We start from the raw sequence: 10,256 nt of genomic DNA, 5'->3' as shown, positions 1-10,256 counted from the left end.
TGAAGCACCGGGTCAAACGTGTGGAAGGTCAACTACGTGGTATTCTCCGTATGATGGACGAGGAGCAGGACTGTAAGGAACTGGTGTCCCAGATGAACGCGGCTCGCACAGCCTTAGACCGCGCCGTGGGCCTCGTTGTCGGTTCCAATCTCGAACAATGCGTTCGAGAACAGACAGAAAACGGGGACAATGACGAACAGGTTATTCAGGAAGCTGTTAACCTTCTCGTGAAAAGCCGTTAATATTTTTTACCCCCTTGTATACCCTTACCGGTATATGTATAATAAGAATTAGACAAGGAGATGATGGCATGACGGAAACCAAAAAGACCACCATTGTATTATTCAGCGGCGACTACGACAAAGCCATGGCGGCGTACATTATCGCCAACGGCGCAGCCGCGTATGACCACGAAGTAACTATTTTCCACACTTTCTGGGGATTGAATGCTCTCCGCAAACCGGAAAAGCAAAGCATTGCCAAAGGAAAACTTGAAGCGATGTTCGGTAAAATGATGCCCCGCGGCGCCGACCGCATGGGTCTTTCCAACATGAATTTTCTCGGTCTCGGACCGAAGCTGATCAAAAAAGTAATGAAAAAGCACAATGCCATGCCGCTGCCGGAGCTGATCGATATGGCCCGTGAACAGGACGTACGGCTGATCGGCTGTACCATGACTATGGATCTGCTCGGGCTTGATGAAAAAGAACTGCGCGATGACATTGAATACGCCGGCGTGGCGGCCTATCTGGGCGAAGCATCCGATGGGAACGTGAACCTGTTTATTTAAAAGGTGTTCGCCGGGTTACCTAAAGGTCGGAACGTTAACAGATTCTGACCGGTACGAATCATAAAAATTAATTTAAAGGAGAAATGATGGATGGAACCAAAAACAACAATTGATGCGAAGGGGCTTGCCTGCCCGCAGCCGATTCTGAAAACCAAAAAAGCCATTAAAGACATGGACAGTGGCGAGGTGCTTGAGCTGCACGCGACTGACAAAGGCGCGCAGAGCGACTTAACGGCCTGGACCAAAGCTGGAGGCCACGAACTGCTGGACCACACCGAAGACAATGGCGTATATAAATTCTGGATTCAAAAAGGCTAACAATATCGTCACCCGGGGAAGTCATGGATTTGCTTCCCTGCAAGGGAGGTTTTTCCATTGTCACTGCTGTTTATCGTCGTGATTTTCCTGCTGGGGTTTGTCGGTTCCTTTGTTTCCGGCATGGTCGGGATCGGCGGATCGATCATCAAATACCCCATGCTGTTATACATTCCCCCTCTGCTCGGTGTGGCGGTCTTTTCCGCTCACGAAGTGTCCGGCATCAGTGCCGTTCAGGTCTTTTTTGCCACTATTGGCGGCGTCTGGGCCTACCGGAAAGGCGGCTATCTGAATGGGCAGCTGATTCTGTACATGGGCACAAGCATTCTGATCGGCAGCTTTATTGGCGCCTATGCCTCGAATTTCTTCAGCGAAGCCGGCGTCAATATGGTGTACGCCCTGCTTGCGACCATCGCCGTGGTGATGATGTTTGTACCGAAAAAAGGCCTGGACGACCAGGACCTTACACGGATTACGTTCCATAAGCCTCTAGCCGCTGGATTGTCCTTCGTGGTCGGGATCGGGTCAGGCATTGTCGGCGCCGCCGGCGCATTTATCCTGGTGCCCATTATGCTGGTTGTGTTGAAAATCCCAACCCGCATGACGATCGCGACCTCGCTCGCCGTGACCCTGATCTCGTCCATCGGGGCGACCGTTGGTAAAGTGGCGACCGGCCAGGTGCTGTACGGCCCGGCCCTGATCATGATTGTGGCCAGCCTGATCGCAGCGCCACTCGGGGCCAAAGCCGGCCAGAAGGTCAACACCAAGCTACTGCAAAGCATATTGGCCGTCATCATTTTAGCTACCGCCATTCAAATATGGGTCCAGATCCTTAGCGGATAACGTGTTTAATTCTAGAGACCCCCGGGCATAGCAAGAAGTAGAGAACCAACAAGGAGGCATTTACATGTTTCATTATACCGTCACCACCTCGAAACCTGTCCGTACAGCTGTCGAAGATCTCGAAGCCAACCTTAAAGACATTGGTTTTGGCGTGCTCTGGAATTTTGATCTGCAAGGCAAATTACAGGAAAAAGGCATCGACTTTCAGGACCAGCACCGGGTGCTTGAAGTATGCAATCCGAAAGAGGCTGAACAGGTATTAAACAAAAATAAGCTGGTCGGCAATTTTCTTCCATGTAAAGTAACTGTGTACGAAGAAGCAGGGTCCACGTATATCAGTATGCCCCGCCCGTCCGTATTGATGGAATTGGCTGAAGAACCAGAATTAACAGCGACCGCCGAAGATATCGAACAGCGCATGAAACAAGGCATCGATCAGACTGTCTAAAATTTTTTGGCTCCTTTTATACCCTATCCGGTACATGGTATAGGACGAAAGTGAGGACAAACACAAGAAGCACACAGGAACAACATTCAACAATGATGAGGTGAATATGATGGCAGAAGAAAAGCGCATCGAAGAAGTCCAACCGACAGACGTTCAGCAGGAACTCGAAAACAACAGCGGCGTCCAGGTGATTGACGTCCGGGAAGACGAGGAGCTCGACGAAGGACGCATTCCCGAGTCGGTTCATATCCCTGTGGGAGATATCTCCGCGCGGATGAACGAACTCGATCCTAAGCAGTCCTATGTGACCGTCTGCCGCTCCGGCAAACGCAGTGAACGGGCAGCCGAAGCCCTCCAGGACCATGGCTTCAAAGTCCGCAGCATGGCCGGCGGCATGAACGAATGGACCGGTAAAACCGAGTAATATTTATTCTAATTTGAAGGAGCGATGATTGATGTATTTGAAATATTTTTATGACACGTCGTTAGCTCAGGCTTCCTATATGATTGGCTGTCAGGCCACCGGTGAGGCGGCCGTCATCGACCCATCCCGCAATATTGAAGACTATCTGCAGATTGCCCGCGAACAGGGATTCCGTATTACCGGAGCATTTGAGACCCATATTCATGCGGACTTTGTCTCCGGGGTGACCGAGCTTGCCCGCCGGACTGGCGCCACCATCTATTATTCCACCGAAGGCGCCGAAAACGGCGGCTACGAGTGGAATCAGGATCTGCCGCTCCACGGCGTGAAACATGGCGAAGACATTTATATTGGCAACATCAAGCTGAGAGCTCTGCACACGCCGGGCCATACGCCGGAGCATGTCTCCTATGAACTCACCGACGGTGCCGCCGCCGACCGCCCAATGGGCGTATTTACCGGCGACTTCGTTTTCGTCGGCGATGTCGGCCGTCCGGATCTGCTCGAAAAATCCGTCGGCGTCAAGGATTCCGCGGATAAAGGGGCCCGGCAGATGTTCGAGTCCCTACAGCAGTTCAAGAAATACGGTGATTATATGCAGATCTGGCCGGGCCACGGCGCCGGCAGCTCCTGCGGCAAAGCGCTCGGGGCCGTGCCAACAAGCACTGTCGGCTACGAGCGGATGTACAATCCTGCCTTTCAACCGACCGACGAGCAGGCCTTCGTGGACTTTCTCCTCGACGGCCAGAGCGAGCCGCCAACGTATTTTGCCAAAATGAAAGAAGTGAACAAGCAGGCCATGACCCCGCTCGCCGAGATCCCGGCGGCGGTGGAAATGCAGGGCACCGGAGACGACGTGGCCGCCCTGGCCGAGCAACACCATACGATGGTCGTCGACACCCGCAGTGCCGCCGCCTTCGCGATGGGAAGCATTCCGGGCACCATTAACCTTCCGTACCCGGGTTCGTTCGCCGAATGGATGGGCCGACTCGCCGACTATGAGGCGGATATTTACCTGATCGCTGATCCAGCCGACTACCACGAGCTGCGCCGGATTCTCACCGGCATGGGCATGGACCGCCTGAAAGGGTTCTTTGCCACGTCGGTCGTTGCCAGCGCCTCGAACCTGCGCACGTATACGAACGAAACACCGAAGCAGGTCGAAGAGCGTCGTCGTAACCAGGACGTGCAGATTCTCGATGTCCGCTACCAGGACGAATGGGACCAGTCGCACGTTCCGGACGCCGTCCATGTGTCGCTTCAGCAGCTGCCGAACCGGACCGATGAACTTTCCACCGAGCAGCCGGTCGCCGTCCACTGCGCCTCGGGCAAACGCTCCGCGATTGCGGCGAGCATTCTCCAAAATCACGGCTTTGACGTGATTAACGTGGAGGGCGGCTTCATGAAATGGAAAAAGGAGCAGCTCGAAACGACCAGCTAATCATCGCTGGAACGTGAACGATGTACTCAGGGGCTCTTACCTTATAGAGCCCCTTTTTTCATCGATCGGTAAAGAAGCATACCAAGAGCTCCGTTCGGCCTCTTCCATCTACGTGAGAGAGACAAACAACTATGCTGAACGTTTTTCTCCAAGACCCTTATACGTTAGCACCAATAACCATACGAATGTTTAAAACTAAAGGTGATCCCTGATGCCAGCCACTGCTTCTATTGGAATTGTTGAAAACCGGCTTCCTTTTTTTCTATTGGTCCTCATCAACGTCTTTGTCGGCTCCATGGTCGGGTTGGAACGCACCGTGCTTCCGTTGATCGGTGAAGAGCTGTTTGGCCTCGCATCGGCCAGTGCTGCGCTCTCCTTTATTGTCAGCTTTGGGTTTTCCAAAGCCCTGGTCAACCTCCTGGCCGGTACGCTTGCCGACCGCTTCGGGCGCAAGGAAATCTTATTAATGGGATGGGCGTTCGGCTTCTTCGTCCCTCTCCTGATTATTTTTGCCTCCGCCTGGTGGATGATCATCGTCGCCAATATCTTCTTAGGCATCAACCAGGGACTAACCTGGTCGATGACCGTGAATATGAAGGTGGATCTGGCGAAACCAACCCAGCGCGGGACCGCTGTCGGCCTGAATGAATTTGCCGGCTATATGGGGCTTTCCCTAATGGCCGCCGTTTCCGGCTACGTGGCTTCGACGACTTCCCTGCGCCCCGAGCCGTTCTTTCTTGGCTTCGGCATCGTTGGCATCGGGTTCCTGCTTTCATTGTTCGTGCCGGATACGAGCAGGCAGGTGGCTCGTCAGACGGCTTCCGGGGAAACCTCCCTGCCCTTTTGCCAGGCGTTTGTCCAGACGACCTGGAAGCAGCCCGCCCTGTCGAGCTTCAGCTTTGCCGGGCTGACAACCAACCTCAAGGATGGCATGGCCTGGGGCCTGTTCCCGCTCTTCTTCGCTTCCGGCGGATTATCCGTCAGTCAAATCGGTGTAATCGTGGCGGCGTATCCCCTTACCTGGGGCATGGCCCAGCTGTTTACCGGTCCCTGGAGTGATGTGATCGGCCGTAAGCGGCTCATCGTCGGCGGCCTGTGGCTGCAGGCCCTTTCCCTGTGGGCACTTTTGGCCGGAACTACTTACGGGTGGTGGCTCGGAAGCTCCGTGCTGCTCGGCCTCGGGACAGCAATGGTTTATCCGGTCCTCATCGCTGCGGTCAGCGACACAGCCCCCGCTCCCTGGCGCGCCAAAGCGAACGGGGTGTACCGTTTCTGGCGGGACAGCGGGTACGCGCCTTCGGGTCCCTACTCGCCGGCCTGTTTGTGGACACGCTGAACGTTTCCTGGGCCATTGGCCTCGTAGCTGTGCTTCCATTTGCCGCCGGCATCGTCACGCTCGTTCGGATGCAGGAATCCTTGAAGAAGCAGTAACAGGGGACGGCTATCTTTTCTATCTGCCTGTGCTGGCCGGTCCCTGTCGCCAGCGTCGTGCTTGTAGTATGGAGTCCATGGCTTTTTTCGCATATATGTGTAAAAAACAACGATTAATGGGAGGTGAAGTGAATGATGAACGGTAGCAGCGGCATGATGAGCGGTGGAATAGTTGGCTTTGGCTTTCTCGTGCTCCTTCTTCTGGTTCTTATCGTTGTGGTGCTTGTCTGGATGTTTCGGCCTTCGACCAAGCATTCGTCCCGGACCAAATCGGGCACCGCATCGGAACGGCTCGATCAACGTCTGGCGAACGGCGACATTTCTGAAGAAGAATACGACCGGTTGAAACGAAAAATCAACGACCATTAAATGGAAAGAAAGCAACGACTTCTCCTTTGATAGTTGTTGTTTTTTTGTTCCTAGAGGAGATTTATCACTTCTTCGATATAATTCCTATACCGTAAAATAAGGAATCCTTTTTTTAAAAGTAGTTTTTATACAGTATACGAAATTTTTAAGAGGATACTAACACCCAACGCATCGCCAACTTTTTGAAGTTTAATTTTCCGTTTAGCAAAAATGCTTTTATAGTAAAACACCCGAACACAAACAGTTTCGATGATTTTAAGGGATAGCTGTTGATAGAGGTCCAATTACTCGGTTTGGGAGTGATGGCTCCTTCGACAAGTCAGAACACTTGTTTCATTTGTTCTTTATGTATCTTCCGGAATGGCTCTCCGCCTGCAAGATACTGAAGTATAGACTGGCCCTGGGCCTCCGGCGAAGGTCGGGTTTGCTTTGACGCAATCCCCTGGAAACGGTAATTCCCCATGGGTACCATCATATTGAAAGCTCTTTTTATTGAAACTAGCGAAGGTCTTCACACTTTCTCCATATTTTTTTCATACAATCATAAATGATTTGCTCAAATTTAAGATATTCGTTACCTAATAGAGAAAGAAGGCCCGCTAGTGACCCCCTCTCACGATAATACTCCAGGGCAGCGTATCGACATGCTTGATCAAATACGCGGCGTAGCTTTGCTTGCAATTTTTATTGTCAATATTTCCGGGCTTTCCCGCGTCGTTATGACTGATCCAACATGGCTCGACACTTCCCTCAAAACCATTATTTCAATTATTTTTGAAGACAGTGCCCGGCCGTTGTTTGCAATGATGTTTGGCCTCAGCCTCGTGCTCATTTACGATCGGATGCATGACAAAAGCGGTAATCCCTACCCCACCCTTATCCGGCGGCTCGTCATTCTGTTTTTCGTCGGAGGGCTTCACGGCTACTTTGTCTGGGCCGGGGACATCCTGCTCATGTACGCCTCAGCGGGGCTCGTGCTGCTCGGTTGTCTCCGGCTTCCTCCCCGGTGGCTGTTGGGATTAGCATGCTTTTTTTGGATTGGTTATGCTGTCGGGATTGATCTTTTGAATGGGTACACATCTCTTCAGATGGACCCCGAACAATGGATGAAAGACGCCCTCCCTCCGAATCGAACTTATCCAACCGGGGTTGAATATCTGTTCATTGAATGGTCGTCGATGATCAACCATTTCGGCTATTTCTTTTTCGGCATGTACGCTTATCGAAGTAGCTTTTATTCAAAAGTACTTAAGAACCGGGGTCGCAAATGGCTATTCACTCTGGGCTGCTTTCTTATCGGCATTCTAGGAAAAACGGGGAGCTATATCAAAATCGACAGCCCTATCCTTTATCATTTGGACGATCTTTACGCCTTTCTGGTGAGTATCAGTATCGCCCAGGCACTGCTTCTGATTGGTACAAGCCATCAACGAGCTTCCACTGGGCTTTCGATGTTTACTGCTGTCGGGAAAATGACTTTCACTCATTACCTCCTGCAGTCGCTTATTTTTGTGAGCCTGTTCCGCCCAAGCGGTCGAACATTTTTCAACGGTTTTGGGGTTTTGGACCCACCGAGCTACGTGTACGCTTTAAGTATTGGTGTGCTGGTGTTTGCTATCCAAGTACTTGTTAGTCCATTATGGCTAAAATATTTTTACTACGGGCCATTGGAATGGGTTTGGCGAATCGGTACTTACATGAAATGGGTGCCTATGGTTCGCAGAAATGACCATCGTTATTAAAGGAACATTTCTACCATTTATGAAACGGGGGCTCCTTTTGAAAAAAAGTACCCTATAATAACATGACAGGCATCAAACAAGCTGCTTCCCAGGATATCAGGAAAGCAGCTTGTTTCATTACCTTGTTTTTTATTTTCACCTAAGCAGTTGAGCGTTAATAGCAACAATAACTGTACTGGCACTCATCAATACTGCCCCGACAGCTGGGCTGAGGAGAATACCCAAAGGTGCCAATACCCCAGCGGCTAAAGGAATGGCGACAATGTTATACCCTGCTGCCCACCACAGGTTTTGGATCATTTTCCGGTATGTCTTCCGGGATAAATCAATCACGGAGAGCACATCTAATGGGTTGCTTTGCACCAACACGACGTCCGCCGTTTCCATTGCCACATCCGTCCCGCTTCCAATCGCGATTCCTACATCCGCCGTGGCGAGGGCCGGAGCATCATTGATGCCGTCGCCCGTCATGGCGACCTTTCGACCGGACTGCTGGACCTTTTTCACTTGGTCCGCTTTGTGATCTGGGAGCACTTCGGCATACACTTCTTCAATCCCAAGCTGGTTGGCTACCCAATCGGCGACACGTTGATGATCCCCAGTCAACATGATCGGTTCGATGTTTTGTTGCTTCAGCCTTTCTACCGCTTCTTTCGCTGATTCGCGCACCATATCTGCGAGGGCAATCATGCCGGCGTAACCACCGTCAATCAGAACAAACACGACGGTTTTTCCTTCCGTCGAATACTGATCAAAGATCGCTGTGTCATAATCCATGCGTTCCTGCTTCATGTACCCGGGACTCACCACTTGGACCTGTTTCCCTTCGACCGTACCGCTTAGGCCTTTTCCTGTCATGGTTTCAAAATGCTGCACAGTCGGCGGGCGTTCCTGCTGCTCTTCCATCTTTCTCATAATGCCTCGAGCCAATGGATGTTCCGATTGTTGTTCCACCCCGGCCGCGTACCGCAAGACATCCTGCTTGTCATAGGCTCCGTCTGCTTCAATATCGGTAACCCCAAAATTTCCTTCTGTCAGAGTACCGGTCTTATCAAAAATAACCGCTTCAATATTGCGGGCACTTTCAAATGGCGGTCGGTTGCGAATTAACAGTCCTTTCTTGGCGGAAATGGCGGTCGAAACGGACACCACTAGCGGAGCCGCCAGCCCGAGCGCGTGTGGACAAGTAATAACCATAACGGTGACCGCCCGTTGAACCGCCATATCAATCGAATTGCCCAAAGCTATCCAAATGATGAAGGTGCCAATACCAGCCGCTAAGGCCAAGTAAAATAGCCATTTGGCCGCACGATTGGCTAAATCCTGCGCCCGGGACTTCGATTCTTGCGCTTCCTGAACCAAAGTGACGACTTGAGATAAATATGTCTCATCCCCCGTCTTGGACACCCGGATCGTTAAACTGCCATCCTGGTTGACCGCCCCACCAATCACTTCTTCATCCACTTTTTTTTCTACCGGCACCGATTCTCCGGTCAGCATGGATTCATCAACCGACGACGATCCATCGATAATAATTCCATCCACGGGCACCTTTTCTCCTGGCTTAATGAGCACCTGATCGTCTTTCTGCACCTGATCGACCGGCACGTCTTCGGTGCTTCCGTCGCTGTTTAATCGATGGGCTTCATTGGGCATCAGTTTAATCAGTTCTTTCAACGCATTCGAGGCGCCCATGATCGAACGCATTTCAATCCAATGGCCCAACAGCATGACGTCAATTAATGTGGCCAGTTCCCAGAAAAAATTCCGGCCGGACCAGCCGAACACGACCATCGTGCTGTAGCCATACGCGACCACGATCGCTAGGCCGATCAGCGTCATCATGCCCGGGTTCTTCTGCTTGATTTCATCAATGGCGCCCGTTAAAAATGGCCAACCGCCGTAGAAAAAGACGATCGTTGCTAAACCAAAGAGAATCCAAACATCATAAGGAAAGCCCCAGTCCAATCCCAGAAACTGTTGGATCGCATTCGTTAACAGCAAAATAGGAATCGTCAGGATGAGCGAGACCATAAATCGGCGTTTAAAGTCCTGAATCATCATCTCATGATGGTCGTGATGATCGTGCCCTCCGGAATGATCATGGCCATCATGCGAAGAGGCCGGCTCTTCTTCATGAGAGTGTTTCTGATCGTTATGTTCTGTCACATTATCCCTTCTTTCTACAATAAATATCTCTTATACCCTACCCTAGTATTTTTAAAAATAAACGTTTTAACCTTTTCTATACGTTTCGATGTCTTTGGAAGACCATCAATCATTTGGTATGAAGATCAATTCGTTTCCAACGTCACGTGAACCTTTCGTTTGAACGATATTTCCACATGATGGAGAAGGGGACATACGAATCTCAGATGACCACAGATCGCACATGTTTTATGGTATACATGCCCACCGACTGATCAATACTGTTCGAAGGATTTCTTCAGGCA

At 51.1% G+C, this 10,256-nt stretch carries 10 protein-coding genes and 1 pseudogene; 10 read left to right on the top strand and 1 reads right to left on the bottom strand.

Annotated elements, in window-relative coordinates; all coding sequences use genetic code 11:
* The 10 genes and pseudogenes from Q0757_RS15315 to Q0757_RS15270 form a co-directional block, all read left to right on the top strand.
* Positions 1-242: metal-sensitive transcriptional regulator (locus Q0757_RS15315; RefSeq protein WP_298788882.1), on the top strand; the 242-nt coding region annotated here is incomplete at its 5' end.
* A 68-nt stretch (positions 243-310) separates the two neighbouring features.
* Positions 311-790: a DsrE/DsrF/DrsH-like family protein gene (locus Q0757_RS15310; protein WP_298788880.1), complete on the top strand. Its 480-nt coding sequence runs from the start codon at positions 311-313 to the stop codon at positions 788-790.
* A gap of 90 nt (positions 791-880) precedes the next feature.
* Entirely contained in the window at positions 881-1,108 is a 228-nt protein-coding gene (locus Q0757_RS15305; RefSeq protein WP_298788878.1) for a sulfurtransferase TusA family protein, read from the top strand.
* A 57-nt stretch (positions 1,109-1,165) separates the two neighbouring features.
* Positions 1,166-1,948, top strand: coding sequence for a sulfite exporter TauE/SafE family protein (locus tag Q0757_RS15300; RefSeq protein ID WP_298788876.1), 783 nt, complete (start codon positions 1,166-1,168; stop codon positions 1,946-1,948).
* 64 nt (positions 1,949-2,012) lie between these two features.
* Positions 2,013-2,396 (top strand): DUF302 domain-containing protein, encoded by a 384-nt coding sequence (locus Q0757_RS15295; protein WP_298788874.1) that lies wholly within the window; start codon positions 2,013-2,015, stop codon positions 2,394-2,396.
* 109 nt (positions 2,397-2,505) lie between these two features.
* Positions 2,506-2,820 carry a rhodanese-like domain-containing protein gene (locus tag Q0757_RS15290; RefSeq protein ID WP_298788872.1) on the top strand — a complete coding sequence of 105 codons (315 nt, stop codon included), beginning with the start codon at positions 2,506-2,508 and terminating at the stop codon, positions 2,818-2,820.
* A 31-nt stretch (positions 2,821-2,851) separates the two neighbouring features.
* Positions 2,852-4,261 (top strand): MBL fold metallo-hydrolase, encoded by a 1,410-nt coding sequence (locus Q0757_RS15285; protein ID WP_298788871.1) that lies wholly within the window; start codon positions 2,852-2,854, stop codon positions 4,259-4,261.
* Positions 4,262-4,472: 211 nt separating this feature from the next.
* Positions 4,473-5,692 (top strand): annotated as a pseudogene (locus tag Q0757_RS15280) (MFS transporter).
* Between the two features lie 132 nt (positions 5,693-5,824).
* Entirely contained in the window at positions 5,825-6,061 is a 237-nt protein-coding gene (locus Q0757_RS15275) for an SHOCT domain-containing protein (protein ID WP_298788869.1), read from the top strand.
* 602 nt (positions 6,062-6,663) lie between these two features.
* Complete coding sequence (locus Q0757_RS15270; protein WP_298788867.1) at positions 6,664-7,803, top strand: DUF418 domain-containing protein; 1,140 nt, start codon at positions 6,664-6,666, stop codon at positions 7,801-7,803.
* 135 nt (positions 7,804-7,938) lie between these two features.
* Here the strand turns inward: Q0757_RS15270 and Q0757_RS15265 are convergent, their stop codons facing one another.
* Positions 7,939-9,867, bottom strand: coding sequence for a copper-translocating P-type ATPase (locus Q0757_RS15265; RefSeq protein ID WP_298788893.1), 1,929 nt, complete (start codon positions 9,865-9,867; stop codon positions 7,939-7,941).
* Positions 9,868-10,256: the final 389 nt, after the last annotated feature.

It is taken from the genome of uncultured Marinococcus sp. (genome assembly GCF_947493875.1).
In the GTDB taxonomy this organism is placed as follows: Bacteria; Bacillota; Bacilli; order Bacillales; family Marinococcaceae; genus Marinococcus.
Note: the sequence above shows the minus strand (reverse complement) of the source record. Positions and strands in the feature narration are given on the sequence as shown.

Excerpts from the sequence above, each read along its gene's own strand:
- Q0757_RS15265 (WP_298788893.1), bottom strand. The coding sequence starts at position 9,867 with ATGATGATTCAGGACTTTAAACGCCGATTTATGGTCTCGCTCATCCTG.
- Q0757_RS15275 (WP_298788869.1), top strand. The coding sequence starts at position 5,825 with ATGATGAACGGTAGCAGCGGCATGATGAGCGGTGGAATAGTTGGCTTT.
- Q0757_RS15295 (WP_298788874.1), top strand. The coding sequence starts at position 2,013 with ATGTTTCATTATACCGTCACCACCTCGAAACCTGTCCGTACAGCTGTC.
- Q0757_RS15290 (WP_298788872.1), top strand. The coding sequence starts at position 2,506 with ATGGCAGAAGAAAAGCGCATCGAAGAAGTCCAACCGACAGACGTTCAG.
- Q0757_RS15305 (WP_298788878.1), top strand. The coding sequence starts at position 881 with ATGGAACCAAAAACAACAATTGATGCGAAGGGGCTTGCCTGCCCGCAG.
- Q0757_RS15285 (WP_298788871.1), top strand. The coding sequence starts at position 2,852 with ATGTATTTGAAATATTTTTATGACACGTCGTTAGCTCAGGCTTCCTAT.
- Q0757_RS15310 (WP_298788880.1), top strand. The coding sequence starts at position 311 with ATGACGGAAACCAAAAAGACCACCATTGTATTATTCAGCGGCGACTAC.